This is a genomic window from Shinella sp. SUS2, from assembly GCF_001262505.1.
GTDB lineage: Bacteria > Pseudomonadota > Alphaproteobacteria > Rhizobiales > Rhizobiaceae > Shinella.
Genome location: NZ_KQ410728.1, coordinates 165,785 through 188,927 on the forward strand (window position 1 = coordinate 165,785; position 23,143 = coordinate 188,927).

Below are 23,143 nucleotides of genomic sequence, written 5' to 3' on the forward strand. Positions count from 1 at the left end.
CTTGGGAGGGTGGGAATTGCCGCCGCTTTAGCAAAGATGGCCGGCAAGCTCAACGTTTGGATCGGGAGAGCCACAGGCTGGCGCCTACAACGACCGGCAATCCGACCGGCAGATAGAGGCTGAGGCCCATGACGAGAAACTGGTAGACTGCCCCGGCTATAGTGAAGATGAACTGGTAGAGCCAGATGCGCGTGCCGGGCGGGTGGTGCCATTGCGCGTAGAACAGCCGGTAGTCCAGGGCGAAGAAAAAGGCCGTCACGGCGATGGTGCCGAGGCTGAGCAGTGCGAAATGGGCGGCAAAACGGGTTTCGAACGGCCGGTGGCGGGTGAGGACACGGGCCACCGGCAGGGCGATGGGCCAAGCGGCAAGGCCTCCCGCGAAATAGATCGCGAGGATGCGCAGAAGCTGGAAGTTTTCCGCGCGGCCCTGCAGCGTCAGCGAGACAACGGCACAGGCCGCCATCAGCGCGCCCCAGCCAAGGGCGCCGCCGAGAAGGACCGGCAACGGCGGGAAGATCGGCGCGGACGGTTTCAGCCTCGCAGCGCCCGTGTCATCCCGTGCCGCCGCGGCCAGCTCCACGATCAGGGCCGGAAGGGCACGGCGATCCAGCGGCCGTCAGCGCCCTCGAAACCGAAGCTGCGCACCAGAACGAGCGCGACGTGGACCGGGTCGCCATCGAGCGGATTGAAGGTGAGCGCGCCGGAAACCTGGTAGGAGAGCGGGCAGGCGCGGCTGTCGGGTATCCGCGTATCCTTGTGCACAACCGTGTCGGCCGTCTCGCCATCACGCTTGACGAGCTTCAGGCGAAACCCCTTGCCGCCGTCCGGCGTGATGTCGCGGCATTTGTCGGAGAGCGCCAGCGGGATATCCTCCAGCGCAAGGGCGAAACTGCCGCCCGGCGTCGGTTCGACCGCATATTGCAGATATTCGATACGGTTGCGGTCAGCGCCGACTTCTCCCATCGGGTTGAAGGCGGCCAGAACGCCGGGATTGGAGAGCACCTTGTGCGTCTCGATCAGTGCCTTGGCCTTGTCGCGGCTTTGCGCGCGCACCGTGGCGATGTCGGCCGCCTCGTCGTCGATGCGCACGCGGATCGGTGTGCCCGAGAGATAGGCGTCCTTCGCCGTGTCGATGAAATAGACGTTGGAATAGGGAAAGCCGGAGCCGTCCTGGACGCCGAATTCCTCGAAGGCGTAGACCTTGCCGTCAGGCGAAAAGCCGAGCGACTGGAAGGTCGAGAAGTCGCCGGCGGTGGCCGCCGTCGCTGCCAGCAGGCAGGCTGCAAGCGCGCCTGCCGCTTTCCGGAAAATCGTCACGCCCGCGCTCCCTCCGCATTGCCGCGCAAAGTGTCGATGGTTTTGCGATAGGCGTCAACATGACCGCCGCTGAAGATGGCCGAGCCCGCGACGAAGACATTCGCGCCGGCAGCGGCCGGCATTGCAATCGTATCGACCGCAATGCCGCCGTCGACCTGGATGTCGATCGGCCGGTCGCCAACCATTTTCCGCACGCGGCGCAGCTTTTCCTGCATGGCGGGAATGAACTTCTGGCCGCCGAATCCGGGGTTGACCGTCATGACGAGGATGAGGTCGATCTTGTCGAGCAGGTAGTCCAGCACGCTTTCCGAGGTGGCCGGATTGATCGAAACGCCCGCACGCTTGCCGAGCGCGCGGATCGCCTGCAGCGAGCGGTCGAGATGGGGACCGGCCTCGGCATGCACGGTGATGCCGTCGCAGCCGGCCTTCGCGAAGGCTTCCAGATAGGGGTCGGCGGGTGCGATCATCAGGTGGCAGTCGAAGAAGGCGTCGGTGTGCGGGCGCAGCGCCTTGATGACGTCGGGGCCGAAGGAGATGTTCGGCACGAAATGGCCGTCCATGATGTCGAGGTGGATCCAGTCCGCCCCGGCCGCAACGACGTCGCGCACTTCCTGGCCGAGTTTCGCATAGTCGGCGGCGAGGATGGAGGGCGCGATCCGGATGGGAAGGGTCATGTCAGGCTCCGTGAGCAAGGAATTTTGGCGTCGCCATACCACTCCCGGCAGGGGCGAACAACGGTTGAATTACCGCAGGGCCCAGCTTGGCAGCGCGTCGCCGGGCATCGGCGTCGCATCGTGCACGCCGCGGGCGATGGCGCGCGCCATGGTGGCGGCAGCGGCGGCGCAGAGCGTGATGAAGTCCTCCGGTGCCGGCCGGCGGCCGCTCCCGCCGGTCGCAAGCGCGAAGACGAGGTCGCCGTCGAGCGGCGTATGGGCCGGCCAGAGGGCGCGGGCAAAACCGTCATGCGCGGCAATCGCCAGCCGCTTCGCCTCGGCCTTGTTAAGGACCGCATCGGTGGCGATGACGGCGATCGTCGTGTTCTCGGTGCCGGTCGGCCGCCGGGACAGCTTCGTGCGCGGCGTGCGGGCTTCGGGCGGGAAGGGGAAGGGCAGGCCGAGACCGCCGAATTCGTTCGCCTCCTCGAAGGGCGCTGCCCAGAAATGCCGCGTATCGCCGACGGTGGCGGAGCCGAGCGCATTGACCGCCACGAGCGCGCCGATCGTGAAGCCGCCCTCGACCACACTGGAGGCGGTGCCGAGCCCGCCCTTGTAGGTTGCCGTCAGCGCGCCGGTGCCGGCACCCACGCTACCGGTGGCAAAATCCGCTCCCGCCCCGGCAAGCGCCGCATAACCGAGTTCGCGATAGGGCGGGTAGCGCCCCCAATCCTTGTCGCCGCCGTTCATCAGGTCGAAGAGGATGGCGGCCGGGACGATCGGCACGCGGTGGGGGCCGACGGCAAAGCCGCGCCCCATTTCGCGAAGGCCGGCCTGAACGCCCGATGCCGCATCGAGCCCGAAGGCCGAGCCGCCGGACAGGACCAGCGCGTCGACGGTCTCGACGGTGTTGTGCGGCTCGAGAAGATCCGTCTCGCGCGTGCCCGGCGCGCCGCCCAGCACCTGCACGGCAGCCGTCGCCGGTTCGGTGCAGAGGACGACGGTGACGCCGGAACGAAGGCGATGGTCCGTGGCGTTGCCGACCGTGAGCCCGGCGACGTCCGTCAAACGGTTGTTCGGGCCGGGCCGCATCATTCGCTCTCCGGCGCCGCCTCGGCCGGCATGAAGGCGCCGGCGCGCCAGACGAGCAGGCGATAGGGATTTTCGCGCAGTTCATGGTCGGCGCCAAAGGCGACCGTGCCGAGCGCCGTGGGGAAAGGCTCGCCGGAAAGCGCCGTTGCCAGATCGCCCCCCCGGCTCGCTGCCGTCGCAAGGACGGTGACGGCGGCATGGGCCGGCAGCACGTAGCCTTCTGCAAAAATGTTCTTTTCCTTCATCGCCGCCGCGATGGCTTCGCCTTCCGGCAAGGCCTGGTAATCCGGCAGCGCGATCGCCTCGACGCCATCGGTCATCGGCACGAGCGGATCGGCGCCCAGAAGGGCTTCGCCGCCGATAAGTGTCAGCGCCACCTTTTCCGCCCTGGCATCGCGCGCGATCACCGCGATATCCGTCCGGTCGCCGCCGACGAAGACGCGGGTAACCCCCGTCTGGGCGAGACGACGAACGAGGGTAAGCTGCTGTTCCTGTGCCGGGCGGTAGGTATCGACGAAGGCGGCCTTCATGCCGACCTCCTCCAGCCGCAGCCGGATCGTCTCGACCAGTTCGCGGGCATGGATCGTGCCGTCGTCGATGAGCGCGAACGGCTCGGCCTTCCAATCCCTGACGATGACCTCCACCGCCTTGTCGGCCTCCGCCTTCGGCCCCGGGGCGAGGCGGAAGAGCGGCCATTTCTTCTTCAGCGCATCCTCCATGAGGATGCCCGAGCGCACGGAAAGCGTGATTGCCGGCACCTTCGCCTCGGCAAGGGCGGGCAGGGCGGCTGCAAGCCCTTCCGTGCAAAGAAAGCCGACAGCGGCGACAGCGTCTGCCGCAAGGATCGCCTTGCCGATCGCCGCGCCGTCGCTCTCGTCGCAGGCCTCGGGAATATCCACCACCGTGTCGCCGTTCGCCTGTGCGGCGAAGCGGGCGCCGTCGCGCACCTGTTGGCCGAGAATGGCGAGCGGTCCTTCCGTCGGCGCGACCACGGCAAAGGTGAGGCCTGCCGCTGCCGCGGGAGAGGCGGCAAGCACCGAGGCGCCGAGCAGGCAGGCTAGGAAAGCGGCTCTCATTCTCAATCCATCGATCACGATGACGCTCTTTGTAAGGAACGGGCCGGCAGCGTCAAAGAGAAATATCGATGCAGGGAGCGGCCTTGTCTCTGATGGGACAGGAAAATTCGAGAACGGGGCTTACATTTTTCTTCACTTTCGCCATGTATCACCTGTGGTGAAGGAGAATGCCGTGTTGGACAGATTGATGCTGGACCCGTCGCTCTACCGTGATGCGATGAGCCGCTATGCCGGCCATGTGCAGATCGTGACGACGGCACATGCGGGCGAAAAGCGCGGGGTGACGATCACCGCCGCCTGCTCGGTGTCGGACAGTCCGGCCATGGTGCTCGCCTGCGTCAACGCGTCCAATCCGAAGAACGCGATCTTTTCGAAGAGCGGCAATTTTGCGCTCAACACGCTCTCGGCCGGTCAGGTCGATCTTGCCAACGCTTTTTCCGGTCGGGATCCGTCGCTGACATCCGAGCAGCGCTTTGCCATGGGCAACTGGCAGGACCTGGTGACCGGTGCGCCCGTTCTGAAGGATGCGCTGGCCGCCTTCGATTGCCGGCTCGTCGAGCTCAAGGTCATGGCGACGCATATGGTGCTGATCGGCGAGGTGATGGGCGTCTCCTTCGGGGAGCCCGGACAGGCCCTTCTCTATATGGACCGGGGCTACCACACGCTATAAGTTCGTTCTTCCAGACGGAGGAATGGCGTGGCCTATCAGCGCGGAAACATACCGCAATCCATCGACGATACCCTGGACATACTGGCGGCGGGCAACTATCTCGCCGGCCGTTCGCTGGCAACCGTGCTGTTTCTCGCGCTGCGCATGAAGCGACCGCTCTTCCTGGAGGGCGAGGCCGGCGTCGGCAAGACCGAGATCGCCAAGGTGCTCGCGGCCGCGCTCGACCGCCCGCTGATCCGCCTGCAATGCTACGAGGGCCTCGACATTTCCTCGGCGGTCTACGAGTGGAACTATCCGGCGCAGATGCTGGAGATCCGCCTTGCCGAAGCCGCCGGCACCACGGATCGCGGCCGCATCGAGGCCGATATCTTCTCCGAGCGCTATCTCATCCGCCGGCCTGTCCTGCAGGCGCTGTCCGCGCCGGATGGCCGGGCGCCGGTCTTCCTGATCGACGAGCTGGACCGCACAGACGAGGCCTTCGAGGCCTTCCTGCTCGAAGTGCTGTCCGATTTTCAGGTGACGGTGCCCGAGCTCGGCACCATCCGTGCCGCAGAGCCGCCCATCGTCATCATCACGACGAACCGCACCCGCGAGGTGCACGATGCGCTGAAGCGCCGCTGTCTCTACCACTGGGTCGATTATCCCGCCGCCGTGCAGGAGCTGGAGATCATCCGTCGCAAGGTGCCGGGCTGCAACGCGGCGCTTTCGCGGGAGGTCGTCGCCTATGTGCAGAAGCTGCGCGGGCTCGATCTCTTCAAGAATCCGGGCGTCGCCGAAACGATCGACTGGGCGACGGCGCTTACCGAGCTCGACCGTGTCGCGCTCGACCCGGAAACCGTGTCCGACACGCTCGGGACCCTGCTTAAATACCAGGACGATATCGCCCGCATCGAGGGCGCGGAGGGGCGCAGGCTGCTGGACGGCGTGAAGGCCGATCTGGCGGCGGCGAACTGAGCGATGGTGGCGGCGGACAACAGCCTGCCGGGAAACGCCTTCGATGGGCGGCTTGCCGACAATATCGTGTTCTTCGCCCGTGTTCTGCGCAAGGCGGGCCTGCGCATCGGGCCGGCCGCGGTGACGGATGCCATCGAGGCGGTGCAGGCGATCGGCATCGGCGAGCGCGAGGAGTTCTATACGGCGCTGCACGCGACGCTGGTCAAGCGGCATGAGGACGACGCGGTGTTCGACGAGGCGTTCCGGCTTTTCTGGCGCTCGCGCGATCTCGTCGGCAAGATGATCGCGCTGATGTCGCCGGTGGTGCGGCGCGAGGAAGAGCGCGAAAAACGCAAGGCGGGCGAGACGCGCGTCTCCGATGCGCTGTTCGGTGGCCGGCAGGACGAGCGGCGCCTGCGCGACGAACCGGATATCGAGATCGACGCCCGGTTCACGGCCTCCGGCAGCGAGGTGCTGCGCAAGACGGATTTCGCGCAGATGTCCGCGGTGGAGCTTGCCGCCGCCAAGCGTGCCATCGCGCACCTCGTGCTGCCTCTCGACGAGGTGCGCACGCGCCGTTTCCGCCGGTCTACCCGGCCGGTGGCGATCGATGCGCGCGCCACGATGCGCCACGCCATGCGCACCGGCGGCGCGCTGATCCTGCCGCGCCACCGGAAGCCGAAGACGGTGCATCCGCCGCTCGTGGTGCTGGCCGACATTTCCGGCTCGATGAGCCAGTACACACGCATCTTCCTGCATTTCCTGCATGCGCTGAGCGAGCACCGCCACCGCTTGCATGCCTTCCTGTTCGGCACGCGGCTCAGCAATGTCACGCGCCAGATGCGGCACCGCGATCCCGATGTCGCGGTGGAGGCGTGCAGCCAGTCGGTCAGCGACTGGTCCGGCGGCACGCGCATCGGCGAGACGCTGAAGGAGTTCAACCGGCTTTGGTCGCGGCGCGTGCTGGGGCAGGGCGCGGTCGTGCTGCTCATCACCGACGGGCTGGAGCGCGAGGGCATCGATCTCCTGGAAAAGGAGATGGACCGGCTGCACCGCTCCTGCCGGCGGCTCGTCTGGCTCAATCCGCTCCTGCGCTTCGAAGGGTTCGAGGCGCGGGCGCGCGGGGTGCGGGCGATGCTGCCGCATGTCGACGAATTGCGGCCGGTGCACAATCTGGAGGCCATGGCCGACCTGGTGGCGGCGCTTTCCGGCGAGGCGCCGCGCGGCACCGGCGATCCGCGGCGTTTCCTGCCGGCGGCATGAGGAGGGGAAAATGGAAACCAACGACGTGCTCGATCCACTGGCCATCGCGGAACGCTGGATGGACGACGGGCGCATGGTGGCCCTCGCCACCGTCATCGAGACCTGGGGTTCGGCGCCGCGCCCGGTCGGCAGCCATCTGGTGATCGACGGCGAGGGCAATTTTCACGGCTCGGTCTCCGGCGGCTGTGTCGAGGGCGCTGTCATCGGCGAGGCGATGGAGGTGATCGCCGATGGCGAGCCGCGTCTTCTGGAATTCGGCGTCGCCGACGAGACCGCCTGGCGCGTCGGCCTGTCCTGCGGCGGGCGTATCCGGGTCTATGTGGAGCGCGTCGGCTGATGGACCCCTATCTCCTGCGCAAGCTGAACACGGAACGTGCCGCCCGTCGCGCCGTCATCCACCTCACCGATCTCGGCGACGGCCGCGACCGGGTGATTCGCGAGGGCGATCCGGTCGCCGGTCCGCTCGGCGAGGCGGTCACGGGTGCTTTCCGTTCCGGCCGGTCCGTTTTGGCGGAGGTCGAGGACCGAAAATTCTTTCTCAATGTCCATCTGCCGCCCGCCCGCATCGTCGCCATCGGCGCGGTCCATATCAGCCAGGCGCTGGCGCAGATGGCCGGTGTCGCCGGTTTCGACATCACCATCATCGACCCGCGCACCGCGTTTGCGACGGAGGCGCGTTTTGCCGGCATCGACCTTGTCGCCGATTGGCCCGAGGATGTTTTGGCGGCCCGTCCGCTGGATGCCTACACTGCCCTTGTCGCCGTGACGCACGATCCGAAGATCGATGACTTCCCGCTGTCGCAGGCGCTGTCCACCGGCTGTTTCTATGTCGGCGCGCTCGGCAGCCGGAAGACCCATGCCAAGCGCGTGGAGCGCCTGACGGCGCTGGGGCATGGCGAGGCGGAGATCGCCCGCATCTCGGCGCCTATCGGCCTCGACATCGGCGCCGCCAGCCCGGCGGAGATCGCCGTCGCCATCCTGGCCGACATCGTGGCACACCTGCGCCGCCGGCCGCTCGCCGAGTCTCACCCATGATCTTCGGGGAGGTTCCGGTTTCCGAGGCCGTGGGTGCGCGGCTGGCGCATGGCGTGCGTGTCGAGGGCCTGTCGCTGCGCAAGGGGCATGGGATGACGCAGGCGGACTGCGACGGGCTGCTGGCCGCCGGCGTCGCGACCGTCATCGCCGTGCGCCTCGAAGCCGGCGACCTCGACGAGGACGCGGCGGCCGCGCTGGTCGCCGGGGCGATCCCGCCGTATCACCTGACTTTCAGCCCGCCCACAACCGGGCGCATCAACCTCCATGCCACGGCCAACGGGCTCTTTGTCGCCGACCGGGCTGCCATCGACCGGTTCAACCGGGTCGATCCGGCTATCACCATCGCCACGCTGCCGGACCATGCCAGCGTGGCGGCCGGCGACATGGTGGCGACGATCAAGATCATTCCGCTGGCGGTGGCCGGCGACCTTGCGCGAAAGGCGGCGGCGGTGATGGCCTCCAGCCGGGCGCTGGAGGTCAAGCCGTTCGCACCCCGCCGCGTCGCCCTGGTCGCGACGGAATTGCCGACGCTGAAGCCCTCCGTGATGGACAAGACGCGCCGGCTGCTCGAACAGCGCCTCCATCCCTCCGGCAGCCGCCTGACCGGCGAGGCGCGGGTGCCGCACAAGGCGGCCGGCGTCGCCGAGGCGATCCGCACGGCTGCGGCAGACAACGACCTCGTGCTGGTCTTCGGCGCCTCCGCCGTCACCGACGGCAACGACGTGATCCCCGCGGCCATTCGGGCTGCCGGCGGCGTGGTCGAGCATGTCGGCATGCCGGTCGATCCCGGCAACCTTCTGGTCCTCGGCCGCTTGGGCGCGGTGCCGGTCATCGGCGCACCCGGCTGCGCGCGCAGCCCCAAGGAAAACGGTTTCGACTGGATCCTCGCCCGCATCCTCGCTGGCGAGACGCCCGGTCCCATGGAGATCACCGGCATGGGCGTCGGCGGCCTGCTCGCCGAAATTCCGAGCCGGCCGCAGCCGCGCGATGTCCGCGCAGCGGAGCGGCCGCTCTGCGTTGCAGCACTGGTGCTCGCCGCCGGCCGCGCCAGCCGCATGAACGGTAGCCACAAGCTGCTCGCCGCCTTCGACGGCAAGGCGCTCGTCCGCCGCTCGACGGAGGCGGCGCTGGCCGCGCGGCCGGCGCGCGTGCTGGTGGTGACGGGGCACCGGGCGGAGGAGGTGGAGGCGGAGCTATCCGGCCTTAAGGTCGATCTCGTGCGCAATCCCGACCACGCGCAGGGCATGTCGACATCGCTTCGCGCGGGTGTCGCCGCCCTCGGCCCGGGCTGCGACGGTCTCGCCGTCATGCTGGCGGACATGCCGCATGTCACCGGTGAGGACGTGCGACGGCTGCTCGACGCCTTTGCCGCGGCCGGCGGCCATGCCGTCGTGCGGGCGGTCTCCGGCGGAAAGCGCGGCAATCCCGTTGTGCTGCCGCGTACCACCTTTGCCGCAATGCTGCAGCTTGAAGGCGATGTCGGCGCGCGCCATATCGTCGAGAGCACCGGGCTCGATGTCATCGATGTGGAGATCGGCGCGGCGGCACATATCGATGTCGACACGCCGGAGGCGGTGCTGGCCGCCGGCGGGGTCCTGAAGGGGTAGGGCATGGATCGGGACGCGATCGAGGAAATGTTCCAGGCGCTGGGACCGGTGACGATCAAGCGCATGTTCGGTGGCAAGGGCATCTACCACCAGGGCCGCATCCTGGCGCTGGAGGTCTACGACGAGATCCTGCTCAAGGCCGACGAAATCAGTGCGCCGGATTTCGCGGCGGCCGGCTGCCGCCAATGGTTCTACGACGGCAAGAGCGGCAAGCCGGTGAAGATGCCTTACTGGTCCGTTCCCGACGAGGCCTTCGACGATCCCGACCTCATGGCGCTCTGGGTTCGCCGGGCCTATGAGGCGGCACTGCGCGCGAAATAACGGCAGGCCGGAAAACGCGGCATTCAAACTTGACTTACATTGTCATGTTGTCCATTACCGGTCTGTCCGCGCGTCAAAATTGCGCGGGCAGTGTGCGGTGAGGTCTCCATGAAAAAGGTTCGTTTCCACGCGTCGGCGCTTCTTGCGGGCACGGCCATGGCGCTTGCGCTGCTGGCAGCCGCCAATCCCGCAGCCGCGCAGGACGCGACAGCGACGGACCTCGAGCAGATCAATGTGGAAGGCGACAATGACGGCGACGGCATCGTCGATGTTCCGGCCGGTGTCTCGACCGCCGACCGCGAGAAGATCCAGGATCGTTATGCCGGCGACGTGATGCAGGTCCTGCGCTCGGCACCGGGAACGTTCACGCGCGAACCGGCGGACCAGCCGGGTATCACTGTCAACATCCGCGGCATGCAGGGCATGGGCCGTGTCAACAGCATGATCGACGGCGTGCCGCAGACCTTCAGCAACCTCTCCGGTCACGGCGGTACCTTCGATAGCCTGCTCTATGTCGAACAGAACATGCTGGTCGGCGTCGACGTGACGCGCGGCGCGGTCTCGGGCGCCGAGGGCATGGGTACGCTGGCGGGCGCCGCCAATTTCCGCACGCTCGACGTCGACGACGTGCTGCTGCCCGGCAAGGACTATGGTGTGATGACTTCGGTGCGCGCCGGCACCAACGGCTTCGATTATTCGCGCCTTGTCAGCGGTGCCGTACGCACCGGGATGGGCGAGGGCGAGATCAGTATCGTCGGCGCACTCAGCGACACGAAGAAGAGCCCTTACGAGAACGGCTCGGGCACCCTCTACCCGAATGCCGGCGACCAGCATCCGAAGTCGGGCCTCTTCAAGGTCAATCTGTCGCCGAATTCCGATCACACGCTGTCGCTCGGCGGCGTCTGGTATGGCAACGAGTTCCTGCCGGGCAGCTCCGGCTACAACTGGATCGTCGAGAACCAGACCTATACGGCGAAATACCGCTACCAGCCCGGCAGCGACCTGATCGACCTCTCGATCAACGCCTATCTCAACATCACCGATCTCGAATTCGACGGCACCAACGGCAATGTCAGCACCTTCGACGGCCGCAAGGGCACCAACACGACGACCGGCTTCGACATCTCCAACCGCATGCGCTTCGACCTCGGCGAGGAAACGGAGCTGAAGCTCACCTATGGCGGCGCCTACAGCCGCGACCGCTACGAGGGCAACGCCAAGCGCGGCGCCAATCCGGACGGAACGCTGGTGAAGGCTGGCGTTTTCAGCGAGGCGACGATCTCCCACGGTATCTTCGACCTGACCGGAGGCTTGCGCTACGATTACTGGTCTCTCGAAGGCATCAGCGGCTACGACGCGCCGGGCACGAACGGCTGTGCTGCCGGCGGCGATCCGTGCCCGATGGACACGTTGTCGCGCGATGGCGGCGACCTCAACCCGAAGATCACCCTTTCGGCCCGCCCGCTCGAATGGCTGCAGCCCTACGTGACCTACGCCCACACCGCCCGCCCGCCGACGGCGGCCGAGATGTTCTATCCCGGTGGCCACAGCTTCGACGGCTCTTCCGACCCGGTCAACAACAACCCGAACCTCTTGCCCGAAAAGAGCAGAGGCTGGGAGCTCGGCGTCAACATGACGACGGATGACCTTCTGACACCCGGCGATTCCGCCTGGCTGAAGATCGGCTATTTCCACAACCGCGTCCGCGACTACATCACCTATGCCATCGATACGGATGGCGCGGCGCGCTGGGTCAATGTGGATGGCACGACCGTGATGAAGGGGCTGGAAGTGGAGGGCGGCTACGATGCCGGCCGCTACTATGCCGGTTTCTCGCTGACGCTTGCCGACACCAACCAGCCGGAAGGCTCCGCCGCCGGCGTCGGCAGCGATACGGGACGGCTGCCGGACGATTTCCTGACGATCGATGCCGGCATGCGCTTCCTGGAGGAAACGCTCACGGTCGGCGGCCGGATGCGCTATGTCGGCAAGAGCAGCCAGGCCTATATCAATCAGGACAGGGCTTTCGACGTCGACGCCTATACGCTGTTCGACGCGCACGCTTCCTGGCAGATCAGCGAGAATGCAAAAGTCTTCTTCAATGTCGAGAACGTCTTCGACACGACCTATATGAAGGCGAATTCCGGCCTGATGGACAATTATGGCGGCGTCAAGAACGGCCGCGGCCGCACCTTCATCATCGGCGCGACGGCCCGGTTCTGATCCGGGCCGGTCTCCGGCAGGCAAAACCCGTTAGCGGCGGAGCGCGGCCACCGCATCTCTGGCGAAGCGCGACAGCGGCTCGGGCAGGGCGTCGAGAGCGAACCAGCCGAATTCCGGCAGCTTTTCCGGCTCCATGACGCGCGGCTCGCCGGAAAAGTCCTCGGTCACATAGATAAGCGACAGCCAGTGCTGGCGTTCCTCGACGATGATCTGTTCGGAAACACAGAGAAAATCGACGGCGCCGATCGTCAGCCCCGATTCCTCCTCCGCCTCGCGGCGGGCGGAATCGAGCGCGCGTTCCATGTGATCGACCTTGCCGCCGACGATGTTCCACGCGCCGGCTTCCGGCGCACGCAGGCGCCGGTAGAGCAGGAGCTTGCCCTCACGCAAAATGGCCAGGCCGCAACCGAGGCCTGGCACATCGATGCCTGGAATGGACATTCTGGAAGATCAGGCCTTGCCGGCGATCAGCATGAAGGCCGGAACCTCGTCGCCGAAGCCGAGCGGCGTCGGACCGTCATCCTCGTCGCGACGGTAGCGGTTGCGGCGATCGCGGCTGTCGTCATTGGCCGGACGCGGCGCACTATGGTTTGCGGCACGCGGATTGCGAGCGGGATTCTGCGGCCGCCCTTCCGCCTTGCGTTCAGCTTTCACGGCTTCCACCTTCTCTTCAGTCTCGCTGGTCTCGATACGGGGCTCGGCCGAACGGGTTTCCCCCTTGCGGCCACGGGAGCGGTCGCGATCACGACCGCCGCGGTCACGGCCGTTGCGAGGACGTTCCTCGCTTTCGACCTGTTGCGGCAGCTCTTCCAGATTGCCGCTCAGCCACTCGACCTTTTGGTCGATCAGCTTTTCGATGGCGTCGACGAACTTGGTGTCGCGCCTTGAGACCAAAGTGAAGGCGGCGCCCGAGCGGCCGGCACGGCCGGTGCGGCCGATGCGATGGACATAGTCCTCGGCATGGATCGGAACGTCGAAGTTGAAGACGTGGCTCACGTCCGGAATATCGAGGCCGCGCGCGGCGACATCGGAGGCGACGAGCAGCTTGATGTTGCCGTCCTTGAAATTCGAAAGCATGGTCATGCGCGAACGCTGGTCCATATCGCCGTGCAGCGCGCCGACGGAGAAGCCGTGGCGATCGAGCGAACGGAAGAGATCCGCCACATCGACCTTGCGGTTGCAGAAGATGATCGCGTTCTTGAGATCCTGCTGGGCGCGGATGAGATCGCGCAACGTCGCGCGCTTCTCATAGTCCTTGCTGTGCGTGGCGACGAGCCGCTGCGTCACGGTCTTGGCCGTGGAAGACGGCGGGGCTACCTCGACACGCTCCGGGTTCTGCAGGAAGCGGTCGGCCAATTTCTGGATTTCCGGCGGCATGGTGGCCGAGAAGAACAGCGTCTGGCGGGTGAAGGGGATCAGCTTGGCGATGCGCTCGATGTCGGGGATGAAGCCCATGTCGAGCATGCGGTCGGCTTCGTCGATGACGAGGATCTCGACGCCGGTCATCAGCAGCTTGCCGCGCTCGCAATGGTCGAGCAGGCGGCCGGGGGTGCAGATCAGCACGTCGGCGCCACGCTCCAGCTTGCGATCCTGCTCGTCGAAGGAAACACCGCCGATGAGGAGGGCGACATTCAGCTTGTGGTTCTTGCCGTACTTCTCGAAGTTCTCTGCAACCTGGGCGGCAAGCTCGCGTGTCGGCTCCAGGATGAGCGTGCGCGGCATGCGGGCGCGGGCGCGGCCTTTTTCCAGGAGCGTCAGCATCGGCAGAACGAAGGAGGCGGTCTTGCCGGTGCCCGTCTGGGCAATGCCGAGAATGTCGCGCCGCGCGAGGGCCGGCGGAATGGCGCCAGCCTGGATCGGGGTCGGGATCGTGTACCCGGCATCGGTGACGGCGGACAGGACTTTCGGGCTCAGGCCAAGATCAGCAAAAGTGGTCAAAGGGAAAACAGTTTCCGTTCCGGTTCTTGCGAACGCAATGGGTTCAGCGGCCCTATCGCCGCGAGGATGCAGCGCAGATATGCCGAAAGTGCCGGAAAGTCAAGGAATTCAGCGAATTTGGTAAATCGGCGAGCGATTTGAAGCCCATGGCCGATATTTTTGCCATGCGGAGCCGCTTCGTCTCGCGTAACGTCAATCCATATAAGTCGTCAGCTTCATGCCGGCAGTGAGGAAACGCATCGGGTCGAGCGCCTTGCCGTCGCGGCGTACCTCATAGTGCAGATGCGGGCCGGTGGAGCGGCCGGTCGAGCCGGAAAGCCCGATGGGCGCGGAGGCTTCAACGTGGTCGCCGATCTTGACAAGAACGCGGGACAGGTGGGCGTAGCGCGTCTTCAGGCCGTTGCCGTGATCGATTTCAACCATGTTGCCATAACCACCGTTGCGCCCGGCGACAACGACCGTGCCCGCGCCGGTTGCGCCGATTTCCGTGCCCGTGCCGGCGCGAAAATCGATGCCGGCATGCAGCGCGAGACGGCCGAGGAACGGGTCGGTGCGGTTGCCGAAACGGCTTGTGATGCTGCTGGCGGGCGAGGGGTTGCCGAAAGGCAATTTCCGCACGCTACGGCGCGCGGTATCGAGGCGATCCAGCGCCGTGTCGAGATCGTTGATCGAGGCCTCGAACGGATCGGTGACGTCCACCGGCTCGACGAACGGGCCGCCGATCGCCGTTTCCGAATCGCCCCCGGCTGCCTCGTCGGTGACATCCAGGCCGGTGCGGCGCACGATGGTCTGGATGGCATCCGCAGTCTGCGAGGCGCCTGTCGTCAAAGACTGGATGCGGCTGATCTGGTCATGTTCGAGGTCCTTCAGCGAAAGCGTGACCTTCGAGAAGAGCCGGTCGGCACGGTCGGCCACTGATTCGCCGGTCGCCGCATAGGCGAGCTGCGTCGTCTTCTGCGATGCGCCGGTCATGCCCATGATGGCGTTGATGGCGCCTGCCGCATCGGCCCGCCGCCCGTCCACGACCGGCGTCTCGCCGGTGAGGGGGGCGGTGTCGGTTGCCGCCGTGCCGGCATTGTCTGTGCGGTTCAGGAGTGCGTCGAGCTTGCCGTGACGCGTGGAGAGAGCGAGCTGCTGCTGCATCAGCTTCTCGACCTTTTCCTCGACGACCTGCTGATCGAGCAGCTGGCGGCTGGTGACGCGATCGACCTGGGCGCGCAGCGCGGAGATGCGGTCCTCGTAGTCGTGCTGCATGCGGGCCTGGCGCGCCATGGTGGCGCCGATCAGGTCGTCGCGCAGCACGAGATAGGACGTGGCGGCGAGATAGCCGACGGTAAACATGCCGGCAAAGCAGAAGGTGACAGCGGTCATCCAGGGGCGGATGGTCATGTGACGGATCCGGTCGCCGCTCGCAAGGATCACGACATGCTGCTGCGCGCGTTTTCCGAAGATGCGGTTTTCAGGACGCTCCGCCACCATTTTCTCCCCGACCGATTCTTTAAGGTCTCGTGCGGGGAATTACACATTGTTAGGGTTAACAAAGTCTTTCCCGGAGGTGGCGTGCCCCCGGAATATCAGCTTTGACTGACGGAAACGAGCGCGCGATAGAAGGAGGGTGTCAGCCCTGCCTCGGCGCGGGCCACATCGTTGAACGGTGGCTTCAGCGGCCCGCGAAAATTCGTGCGCACCAGTTCCTTGAAGGTGGCCGACGGATCCTTCTTCTCGCGGGCGCAGAGAAAGCGGAACCATTTGGCGCCCACCGCGACGTGGCCTTTCTCGTCATTGTAGATGATGTCGAGGATATCGGCGCTGGCATCGTCGCCGGTCTCGCGCATCTTGGCCTGCAGCGTCGGGGTCACATCGAGCCCGCGCGCTTCCAGGATAAGCGGCACGACGGCAAGGCGCGCGGTCAAGTCGTTGCGCGTGTCGTGCGCGGCCTGCCAGAGGCCGTCATGGGCCGGCAGGTCGCCATAGTCGGCGCCGAGATCGCGCAGGCGGTCACGGATGAGGCGGAAGTGCTTGGCCTCCTCGAAGGCCACCTGCATCCAGCCGTCGAAGAAGGAATGCGGCACGCGCTCCGTGGTGAAGCGCGCGACGATGTCGAGCGCGAGGTCGACGGCGTTGAGCTCGATATGGGCAAGGGCATGGAGAAGCGCGATGCGGCCCTTCAACGTGTGCAACGAACGCTTTTCCATGTGTTTCGGTGGAATGAGTTCCGGCTTTTCCGGTCGGCCCGGCCGCGCCGGCAGGGCCGGGTCAAGCGGCGAGCGCATCGAAAGCGTGCGGGCGAACCAGCGGCGCGCCGTCTCCTGCGCCAGCGCCGTCTTCAGGTCGAGGTCGGCGGCCACGATGGCCGCCGTGGTGCCGCCCCGAAGGCTTTCAATGTGGGGAAGTTCCGTCATTTCAAACTGTTGCCTTGAAAATATAAAGCTTTTTAGCGGCTTCCAGTACGGCCTCGACATGGCCCTTGACCTTCACCTTGTGCCAGATCTCGGCGATCACGCCTTCGGCGTCAACGAGTATGGTCGTGCGCTCCACGCCCATATAGGTGCGTCCATACATGCTCTTTTCCTTCCAGACCCCATAGGCTTCCAGCGTCTGGAGGCTCTCGTCCGAGGCGAGCGGAACGCCGAGTTCATGCTTCTTGACGAACTTGTCGTGCTTCTTCACGGGATCGGGCGAAAGGCCGACAAGGGCGACGCCGGCCGCCTCGAAATCCGCCCTTGCGGCGGTAAAATCCTTCGCTTCCGTCGTGCAGGCTTCCGTGTCATCCTTCGGGTAGAAGAACAGGACGACGGGCCGGCCGCGCATCGCCGAGAGGGAAATGCTTCCACCGCCATCGCGTGGAAGGGTGAAGTCCGGGGCAACGGCGCCCGGGGCCAGTTCTGTCATGGGATTTCCTTTCTTTGGCCGGCTTTTTGAGTCAGGGAGCCGGCCTCCCGCATATATAGTGGCAGGCAGAATCGTCCAGCGGCGAGCGGACGGCAGGCAGCGATTCCATGGGATAACGCTGCGCAAAGGGCAAAGGAAACCAGCGCGCGATGGCAGAACTCCGCGACGAGAAGGTCGTGTTCCGCAGGAAGGACATCGTTCCGCTGCACGAACTGCCGTCCGCGCAGGCGCACGAGCCCATCGTCCTGCACGCGGTCGAGGCGAGCCGCACCGGTATCGCCTGCCGTATCGTTGCCGCAACGATCGCGCTCGTCCTGTTTCTCGGCGCCGTCATCATCGGCCTGGTGGAGACCGGTCTTTTCGACAACACGCTGAATGCACGCGCCGTCGCCGCGCTCAACCAGGCGCTCGGCGCGCGGTACCGTGTCTCCGTCGACCACACCGTGCTGCGGCTTGCCGGGTTCAGCGGTTTTGCGCTGAAGGCGGAGAATGTCCGCATCGTCGAGATCGAATCCGGCAAGGAGCTGGCGACGACCGAATCGATCGGCATTGTGCTCGATCCGCTCGGGCTTGCCTCAGGCCGTATCGCCGTCTCGCGGCTCGACGTGGACGGGGCGATGTTCAATGCCGCGCTTCTGCCCAAGAGCAAGCCGCTCGACCTGGCGGCGCTGCGCATTTCCGACGTGCCGGACTATCTCGAAACGACCTTCGAACGCCTCGACGGCGTCAGCCGCCTCATCGACACGAACGGCATGGAGACCGTCAAGATTTCCGACCTCGGCGCGACCTTCCAGGGGCCGGGCGGCAAGCCGGTGACGCTGGCCATCGCCAGCCTGCAGTTCACCCGCGATGACGACGGCACCATGTCGATCGACGGGCATTTCACAATGGACGGGGCCGAGGGGGAGATCGACCTGACCGCCTCGGGCGGCGCGGGATCGGTGCGCATGCTGGACGGCTCGATCCGCAACGTGGCGCTTGGAAAATTCCTGCTCGGCAATGACGTCAACGGCAATGTGCATGCTGGGGTCGACACGTCGGCGGACGTCTCGGTCCATGCGGTGCGTGAGACTGACAATACGAAGCCGGTGCTCGGCCTCGACGTCGCGCTTGCCGCAGGCTCGGTCTACGGCGATGGCGTTGCCGCGGAGCTGCGCCCGTCCACCCTCAAGGTCGGCTACAATTTCGACAAGGGGTCGATCGAGCTTGCCTCGCAGGATGCCGGCGTCGGCCAGTCGCGGTTTCCGTTCACCGGCGGCCTGATCGACCTTGATCGGGTCTCCGACCGGCCGGACAAGGGCTTTGCCATCGACCTCGTCTTCAGCAATGCGGTAAGCCGTCCCGTCGATTCCAGCGAGGCGCCGATCCATTTCGATGCCAAGGTCAACGGCTACTATCTCCCGAAGACGAAGAACCTGCTGTTCGAGGAAATGGCCGTCTCCAGCGAGAAGGGCAATGTCGCCGGCTCGCTCGCCATGCGGTTCGGCGACCGGGAGCCGGAGGTCAGCTTCGTCATGATTGCCAGCGAGCTGGAATCGGCGGCCGTCAAGCAGTTCTGGCCGTTCTGGATGGCCAAGACGGCGCGCAGCTGGGTGATCAAGAACATTTTCGGCGGCACGGTCACCAACGGCCGGATCGAATTCTATCTTGCCGAAGGCCGCGAGCGTCTGCCGGGCGTGCCGATGCATCTCGGCCCCGAGGAGCTGAAGATCGACTTCGACATCGAGGGTGCGCGCATGAATGTCGCCGGCGAAATCCCGCCGCTGCGCGACACGTCGGGAAAATTCCGCCTCCGTGGCCCGCGCACGGAGATCACAATCAACGGCGGCACAGCCTACTTCCCGTCCGGCCGTTCCGTCGGGCTGACCGGCGGCACCTTCGTGCTGCCGGACAATTATACCAAGCCGCTGATGGCGGACATGGACATCGATGTCGCCGGCAATGCCGACGCGATTGCCGAACTTGTGACCTACCGGCCAATCCGCGCCCTGCCGGCGACGGGCTTTGCGCCCGACGATTTCAGCGGCCAGGTGAAGGCGAAGGTGAAGGCGCATTTCGGCGTCATCTCCGCCCACAATCCGCCGCCGCCACAATGGACGGCCGCCCTGACGCTCGACAATGTCGACGTGGCCAAGCCGATTGCAGGGCGCGCTGTCACCGGCCTGCGCGGTCTCCTCGCCATCGATCCGCAGAAGGCCGACCTCAAGGCCAAGGGGGATATCGACGGCGTGACGCTCGACATCGAACTGGTCGAGCCCGTCGGCAAGGCGGCGAGCTTCAAGCGCAAGACGGTGCTGTCGGGCACGCTCGACAACAGGGACCGTCGCAAGCTGCTGCCGGGCCTCGACGACGTGGTGGAAGGCCCGGTCGGGGTGCGGCTGGAACAGGATGGTGACGGCCCTATGGCGGCGGAGGCAGATGTCGGTGCGGCCGCGGTCTCCATTCCATGGATCGGCTGGACCAAGGGCGCGGGCATCGGCGGCAAGATCACGTTGACGGCCGACAAGAAGGAGGGTGTCACCCGCGTCTCCGATTTCCGCTTTGCCGGCGACGGTTTCAGCGTGGCGGGCAATCTCACCTTCCGGGGTGCGCGGCTCGATGCGGCAAACTTCTCCACCGTCCGGCTTTCGGCGGACGACCGCTTTCGCGTGAAGGTGGAGCGCGGAAAGTCCGGCTATACGATCGTGGCAGACGGCGAGGCGGCCGATGTGCGCGCCGTGCTGGCGCGTCTCAAGAACCCGACCGGCGGTGGCGGCGAAAAACAGAGCGTTACCATCCGGGCCGATCTCGCGCGTGCTGTCGGCTTCAATGGCGAAACGCTCTCCAATGTCAGCTTCCGCTACAGCACGGCAGGCAGCCGCATTTCCGGCGTGGATCTTTCGGCGGTGACGAAGAGCGGTGCGCCGGTCGTGGCGCAGCTTGCCAGTAGTGGCGCCTCGGATGCCATTCAGCTCACCAGCGGCGATGCCGGTGCCGTCGCGCGCTTTGCCGATATCTATGGCCACATGCGCGGCGGCCTCCTGAATGTCCGCCTGCGCGAGACGGCAGGCAGCATCTGGCGCGGATCCGTCGATGTCAGAAACTTCGCGCTTGTCGGCGAGGAGCGGCTGCGCTCGCTGGTCTCGACGCCGGCCGGAGAAAGCGGGCGCAGCCTCAACGATGCGGTGCGCCGCGAGATCGACGTCAGCGCCGTGAAATTCTCCCGCGGCTTTGCCCAGGTGCGCACCGGTGGCGGTGCGCTGAGCCTCGAAAATGGTGTGGTGCGCGGCGAAACCGTCGGCGCCACCTTCCAGGGCACGGTGCGCGATGCCAACGGCCGGACGGACATGACGGGCACCTTCATGCCGGCCTATGGCCTCAACCGGCTGTTCGCCGAGCTGCCGCTGATCGGCATCATCCTCGGCAACGGCAACGATCGTGGCCTGATCGGTATCACCTTCAAGCTCTCCGGCCCCTTCGACAAGCCGAAACTGACGATCAACCCGCTGTCGATCATCGCCCCCGGCGTCTTCCGCAACATTTTCGAATTCCAATGAAAAAGGCCGCCCGGAGGCGGCCTTGATCTCGGTTTCGTTTGCCCGCTCTCAGGCCGGGCGGACGAGGATGTGCTTCTTCTTGCCCAGCGACAGCTTGATGACGCCATCGGCGGAAACGTCCGCGGTGCCGATGACGCGGCGCTCGTCGGAAACGGCGGTGTCGTTGATGCGCACCGCGCCGCCCTGCACGTGGCGGCGGGCTTCGCCGTTCGAGGCGGCAAGGCCGGCCTTGACGACGAGGCTGAGGAGGCCGATGCCGGCTTCGAGCTCACTGGTGGAAACGTCGATGGACGGCAGGTTTTCGGCGATCGCGCCTTCCTCGAACGTCTTGCGGGCGGTCTCGGCGGCCTGTTCGGCCGCCTCGCGGCCGTGCAGCATCGCCGTCACCTCGGTGGCGAGGATCTTCTTCACCTCGTTGATCTCGGCGCCGCCGAGCGCGGAAAGCCGGGCGATTTCGTCCATCGGCAGCGTCGTGTAGAGCTTCAGGAAGCGCGAGACGTCCGCATCCTCTGTGTTGCGCCAGTACTGCCAGAAATCATAGGCCGACAGCATGTCCGGGTTCAGCCATACGGCACCGGAGAGCGATTTGCCCATCTTGGCGCCCGACGCGGTCGTCAGAAGCGGCGAGGTCATGGCGTAGAGCTGCGGCGTGCCCATGCGGTGGCCGAGGTCGATGCCGTTGATGATGTTGCCCCACTGGTCCGAGCCGCCCATCTGCAGGCGCACGTCGTAGCGCTTGTTGAGCTCGACGAAGTCGTAGGCCTGGAGGATCATGTAGTTGAATTCGAGGAAGGACAGCGACTGCTCGCGCTCGAGCCGCATCTTCACGCTGTCGAAGGACAGCATGCGGTTGACCGAGAAATGGCGGCCGACGTCGCGCAGGAACTCGAGGTAGTTGATGCCGAGCAGCCAATCGGCATTGTTGATCATCAGCGCATCCTTCGGGCCTTCGCCATAGGCGAGATAGCTCGAAAAGACCTTCTTGATGCTGGCGATGTTGCCGTCGATCGTCTCCGGCGTCATCAGCTGGCGTGCCTCATCCTTGAAGGACGGGTCGCCGACCATGCCGGTGCCACCGCCCATCAGCGAGATCGGCCGGTGGCCGGTCTTCTGGAACCAGTGCAGCAGCATGATCTGGATGAGGCCGCCGGCATGCAGGCTCGGCGCGGTCGGATCAAAGCCGATATAGGCCGTCACGGTTTCCTTGGCGAGAAGATCGTCGAGGCCGGTTTCATCGGAGATCTGATGGATGAAACCGCGCTCTTTCAGCGTGCGGAGGAAATCGGATTTGAATTCGGACATGGCCTGTCTCTCTTGCCGGAATGCTTTGGGCGGGATGGGGCGGCCGGAGATAATTTTCCGGCGGACCGCCGGGCGTTTAGCACTGTTTCGCCGCATAATCACTTCAAAAGTGATTCTGGAGCGGATGCATGACGGGACTGCAAACGGCGATCGGTCTGATGAGTGGCACGAGCCTCGACGGCATCGATGTCGCGCTGCTGCGCACGGACGGCGAGGCCGTCGTCGAGCGCGGCCCCTGTCTCGCGCGCCCCTACGACGCCGCCTTCCGCCGCCGTCTGCAGGGCGCGCTGGAGGCCGCCAAGGCGATCGACGTTCGCAGCCAGCGGCCGGGCGAGCTCGCCGAGATCGAACGGGAGCTGACGTTGCGCCACGCCGAGGCCGTGCGCGCCTTCCTGGATGGGAACGGCCTGACGGCATCCGACATCGACGTCATCGGCTTCCACGGCCAGACCGTGCTGCACCGGCCGAATGCCGGCCTGACGGTGCAGCTTGGCGACGGCGGGCTGCTCGCCCGTGAAACCGGCATCGATGTGGTCTATGACATGCGGGCGAACGACATGGTGCATGGCGGGCAGGGGGCGCCGCTCATTCCCGCCTATCACGCCGCGCTCGCCGCCGGCCTTTCCGGCGCCACCGGCAAGGCGGTCGTCTTCGTCAATATCGGCGGCATCTCCAACATCACCTTCATCGGCGCCGGCGGGGCGATCGTCGCCTTTGACAGCGGTCCCGGCAACACGCTGATCGACCAGTGGGTCGAGGCCCATGCCGGCATTCCCTACGACCAGGGCGGCATGATCGCCTCGGAGGGCCGCGTCGATCCCGGCCTTGCGGAGCGTTATCTCAACCATGCCTTCTTCACCGATCCGGTGCGCCGCTCGCTCGACCGCAACGATTTCCGCCCGCCCGAGGGGCCGGACGCAAGTCTTGAGGACGGTGCGCGCACGCTCGCCCATGTCACCGCCGCCGCCATCCTGCGCTCCGCCCGCCACCTGCCGGAGAGGCCGAAACTTTATGTCGTGTGTGGCGGCGGCCGGCTCAACCGGGTGATCATGGGGGATCTGGCGGCGCTTGCCGAGACGGAAGCGGCTGAGGTGGTGACGGCCGAGGCGGTCGATCTCGACGGCGACAGCATGGAGGCGGAGGCCTGGGCCTATCTTGCCGTCCGCTCGCTGCGTGGCCTGCCGCTCACCTTCCCAGGCACGACGGGCGTGAAGACGCCTGTTTCCGGCGGCGTACTCCAGAAACACGCAACCGGCGATTAACGCTTTCTTCGCGGGCGCCTTCT

21 protein-coding genes are annotated in these 23,143 nt (G+C 66.0%); 10 read left to right on the top strand and 11 right to left on the bottom strand.

Going from position 1 to position 23,143, the window contains the following annotated elements:
* Window positions 1-49: 49 nt before the first annotated feature.
* From AKG11_RS11135 to AKG11_RS11155, 5 genes are all read right to left on the bottom strand, one after another.
* Window positions 50-580 carry a hypothetical protein gene (locus AKG11_RS11135; protein WP_245290199.1) on the bottom strand — a complete coding sequence of 177 codons (531 nt, stop codon included), beginning with the start codon at window positions 578-580 and terminating at the stop codon, window positions 50-52.
* 2 nt (window positions 581-582) lie between these two features.
* On the bottom strand, window positions 583-1,317 hold the full coding sequence (locus AKG11_RS11140; protein ID WP_088016516.1) for a DUF2259 domain-containing protein: 735 nt from the start codon (window positions 1,315-1,317) through the stop codon (window positions 583-585).
* A complete protein-coding gene (gene rpe / locus AKG11_RS11145) occupies window positions 1,314-1,991 on the bottom strand; it encodes a ribulose-phosphate 3-epimerase (RefSeq protein ID WP_023516398.1) in 678 nt (225 codons plus the stop codon). The genes AKG11_RS11140 and rpe overlap by 4 nt, the downstream gene beginning before the upstream one ends.
* A gap of 69 nt (window positions 1,992-2,060) precedes the next feature.
* On the bottom strand, window positions 2,061-3,065 hold the full coding sequence (locus AKG11_RS11150; RefSeq protein WP_050743927.1) for a P1 family peptidase: 1,005 nt from the start codon (window positions 3,063-3,065) through the stop codon (window positions 2,061-2,063).
* Window positions 3,062-4,138 carry an ABC transporter substrate-binding protein gene (locus AKG11_RS11155; protein WP_050743928.1) on the bottom strand — a complete coding sequence of 359 codons (1,077 nt, stop codon included), beginning with the start codon at window positions 4,136-4,138 and terminating at the stop codon, window positions 3,062-3,064. Before AKG11_RS11155 ends, AKG11_RS11150 begins: the two co-directional genes overlap by 4 nt.
* A gap of 187 nt (window positions 4,139-4,325) precedes the next feature.
* Between AKG11_RS11155 and AKG11_RS11160 the strand changes: the two genes are divergently transcribed.
* The 8 genes from AKG11_RS11160 to AKG11_RS11195 all read left to right on the top strand — a co-directional run bounded on the left by AKG11_RS11160 (window position 4,326) and on the right by AKG11_RS11195 (window position 12,190).
* A complete protein-coding gene (locus AKG11_RS11160) occupies window positions 4,326-4,808 on the top strand; it encodes a flavin reductase family protein (RefSeq protein ID WP_081870678.1) in 483 nt (160 codons plus the stop codon).
* Window positions 4,809-4,835: 27 nt separating this feature from the next.
* Entirely contained in the window at window positions 4,836-5,762 is a 927-nt protein-coding gene (locus AKG11_RS11165) for an AAA family ATPase (RefSeq protein WP_050743929.1), read from the top strand.
* A gap of 3 nt (window positions 5,763-5,765) precedes the next feature.
* Entirely contained in the window at window positions 5,766-7,004 is a 1,239-nt protein-coding gene (locus tag AKG11_RS11170; RefSeq protein WP_050743930.1) for a vWA domain-containing protein, read from the top strand.
* Between the two features lie 10 nt (window positions 7,005-7,014).
* Window positions 7,015-7,341 (top strand): XdhC family protein, encoded by a 327-nt coding sequence (locus AKG11_RS11175; RefSeq protein WP_023516916.1) that lies wholly within the window; start codon window positions 7,015-7,017, stop codon window positions 7,339-7,341.
* Window positions 7,341-8,039 (top strand): XdhC family protein, encoded by a 699-nt coding sequence (locus tag AKG11_RS11180; RefSeq protein ID WP_050743931.1) that lies wholly within the window; start codon window positions 7,341-7,343, stop codon window positions 8,037-8,039. Before AKG11_RS11175 ends, AKG11_RS11180 begins: the two co-directional genes overlap by 1 nt.
* On the top strand, window positions 8,036-9,646 hold the full coding sequence (locus AKG11_RS11185; protein WP_050743932.1) for an NTP transferase domain-containing protein: 1,611 nt from the start codon (window positions 8,036-8,038) through the stop codon (window positions 9,644-9,646). The genes AKG11_RS11180 and AKG11_RS11185 overlap by 4 nt, the downstream gene beginning before the upstream one ends.
* 3 nt (window positions 9,647-9,649) lie before the next feature.
* Window positions 9,650-9,967, top strand: a complete 318-nt coding sequence (locus tag AKG11_RS11190; RefSeq protein ID WP_023514215.1) for a TfoX/Sxy family protein — start codon at window positions 9,650-9,652, stop codon at window positions 9,965-9,967.
* A 108-nt stretch (window positions 9,968-10,075) separates the two neighbouring features.
* On the top strand, window positions 10,076-12,190 hold the full coding sequence (locus AKG11_RS11195) for a TonB-dependent receptor domain-containing protein (RefSeq protein ID WP_050743933.1): 2,115 nt from the start codon (window positions 10,076-10,078) through the stop codon (window positions 12,188-12,190).
* A gap of 30 nt (window positions 12,191-12,220) precedes the next feature.
* Here AKG11_RS11195 and AKG11_RS11200 read toward each other — a convergent pair whose 3' ends face one another.
* From AKG11_RS11200 to AKG11_RS11220, 5 genes are all read right to left on the bottom strand, one after another.
* On the bottom strand, window positions 12,221-12,631 hold the full coding sequence (locus AKG11_RS11200; protein ID WP_023514217.1) for an NUDIX hydrolase: 411 nt from the start codon (window positions 12,629-12,631) through the stop codon (window positions 12,221-12,223).
* Between the two features lie 9 nt (window positions 12,632-12,640).
* Window positions 12,641-14,128: a DEAD/DEAH box helicase gene (locus AKG11_RS11205; RefSeq protein ID WP_050743934.1), complete on the bottom strand. Its 1,488-nt coding sequence runs from the start codon at window positions 14,126-14,128 to the stop codon at window positions 12,641-12,643.
* Between the two features lie 192 nt (window positions 14,129-14,320).
* Window positions 14,321-15,607, bottom strand: a complete 1,287-nt coding sequence (locus AKG11_RS11210; RefSeq protein ID WP_050743935.1) for a peptidoglycan DD-metalloendopeptidase family protein — start codon at window positions 15,605-15,607, stop codon at window positions 14,321-14,323.
* 95 nt (window positions 15,608-15,702) lie between these two features.
* On the bottom strand, window positions 15,703-16,530 hold the full coding sequence (locus tag AKG11_RS11215; protein ID WP_050743936.1) for a ferritin-like domain-containing protein: 828 nt from the start codon (window positions 16,528-16,530) through the stop codon (window positions 15,703-15,705).
* 1 nt (window position 16,531) lies between these two features.
* On the bottom strand, window positions 16,532-17,020 hold the full coding sequence (locus tag AKG11_RS11220) for a peroxiredoxin (RefSeq protein WP_050743937.1): 489 nt from the start codon (window positions 17,018-17,020) through the stop codon (window positions 16,532-16,534).
* Between the two features lie 149 nt (window positions 17,021-17,169).
* On the opposite strand from AKG11_RS11220, the gene AKG11_RS11225 reads away from it, so the two are divergent.
* Window positions 17,170-20,556 carry a YhdP family protein gene (locus AKG11_RS11225; RefSeq protein WP_050743938.1) on the top strand — a complete coding sequence of 1,129 codons (3,387 nt, stop codon included), beginning with the start codon at window positions 17,170-17,172 and terminating at the stop codon, window positions 20,554-20,556.
* A 48-nt stretch (window positions 20,557-20,604) separates the two neighbouring features.
* Here the strand turns inward: AKG11_RS11225 and tyrS are convergent, their stop codons facing one another.
* Complete coding sequence (tyrS, locus tag AKG11_RS11230; protein WP_050743939.1) at window positions 20,605-21,858, bottom strand: tyrosine--tRNA ligase; 1,254 nt, start codon at window positions 21,856-21,858, stop codon at window positions 20,605-20,607.
* A 128-nt stretch (window positions 21,859-21,986) separates the two neighbouring features.
* Here tyrS and AKG11_RS11235 point away from each other — a divergent pair, with 128 nt between their 5' ends.
* Window positions 21,987-23,120, top strand: coding sequence for an anhydro-N-acetylmuramic acid kinase (locus AKG11_RS11235; protein WP_023516510.1), 1,134 nt, complete (start codon window positions 21,987-21,989; stop codon window positions 23,118-23,120).
* Window positions 23,121-23,143 lie beyond the last annotated feature (23 nt).

Coding starts and splice junctions, on each gene's coding strand:
- AKG11_RS11235 (WP_023516510.1), top strand. CDS start 21,987: ATGACGGGACTGCAAACGGCGATCGGTCTGATGAGTGGCACGAGCCTC.
- AKG11_RS11200 (WP_023514217.1), bottom strand. CDS start 12,631: ATGTCCATTCCAGGCATCGATGTGCCAGGCCTCGGTTGCGGCCTGGCC.
- AKG11_RS11175 (WP_023516916.1), top strand. CDS start 7,015: ATGGAAACCAACGACGTGCTCGATCCACTGGCCATCGCGGAACGCTGG.
- tyrS (WP_050743939.1), bottom strand. CDS start 21,858: ATGTCCGAATTCAAATCCGATTTCCTCCGCACGCTGAAAGAGCGCGGT.
- AKG11_RS11215 (WP_050743936.1), bottom strand. CDS start 16,530: ATGACGGAACTTCCCCACATTGAAAGCCTTCGGGGCGGCACCACGGCG.
- AKG11_RS11160 (WP_081870678.1), top strand. CDS start 4,326: ATGCTGGACCCGTCGCTCTACCGTGATGCGATGAGCCGCTATGCCGGC.
- AKG11_RS11170 (WP_050743930.1), top strand. CDS start 5,766: ATGGTGGCGGCGGACAACAGCCTGCCGGGAAACGCCTTCGATGGGCGG.
- AKG11_RS11220 (WP_050743937.1), bottom strand. CDS start 17,020: ATGACAGAACTGGCCCCGGGCGCCGTTGCCCCGGACTTCACCCTTCCA.
- AKG11_RS11155 (WP_050743928.1), bottom strand. CDS start 4,138: ATGAGAGCCGCTTTCCTAGCCTGCCTGCTCGGCGCCTCGGTGCTTGCC.
- AKG11_RS11195 (WP_050743933.1), top strand. CDS start 10,076: ATGAAAAAGGTTCGTTTCCACGCGTCGGCGCTTCTTGCGGGCACGGCC.
- AKG11_RS11190 (WP_023514215.1), top strand. CDS start 9,650: ATGGATCGGGACGCGATCGAGGAAATGTTCCAGGCGCTGGGACCGGTG.
- AKG11_RS11150 (WP_050743927.1), bottom strand. CDS start 3,065: ATGATGCGGCCCGGCCCGAACAACCGTTTGACGGACGTCGCCGGGCTC.
- AKG11_RS11180 (WP_050743931.1), top strand. CDS start 7,341: ATGGACCCCTATCTCCTGCGCAAGCTGAACACGGAACGTGCCGCCCGT.
- AKG11_RS11185 (WP_050743932.1), top strand. CDS start 8,036: ATGATCTTCGGGGAGGTTCCGGTTTCCGAGGCCGTGGGTGCGCGGCTG.
- AKG11_RS11210 (WP_050743935.1), bottom strand. CDS start 15,607: ATGGTGGCGGAGCGTCCTGAAAACCGCATCTTCGGAAAACGCGCGCAG.
- rpe (WP_023516398.1), bottom strand. CDS start 1,991: ATGACCCTTCCCATCCGGATCGCGCCCTCCATCCTCGCCGCCGACTAT.
- AKG11_RS11225 (WP_050743938.1), top strand. CDS start 17,170: ATGGCAGAACTCCGCGACGAGAAGGTCGTGTTCCGCAGGAAGGACATC.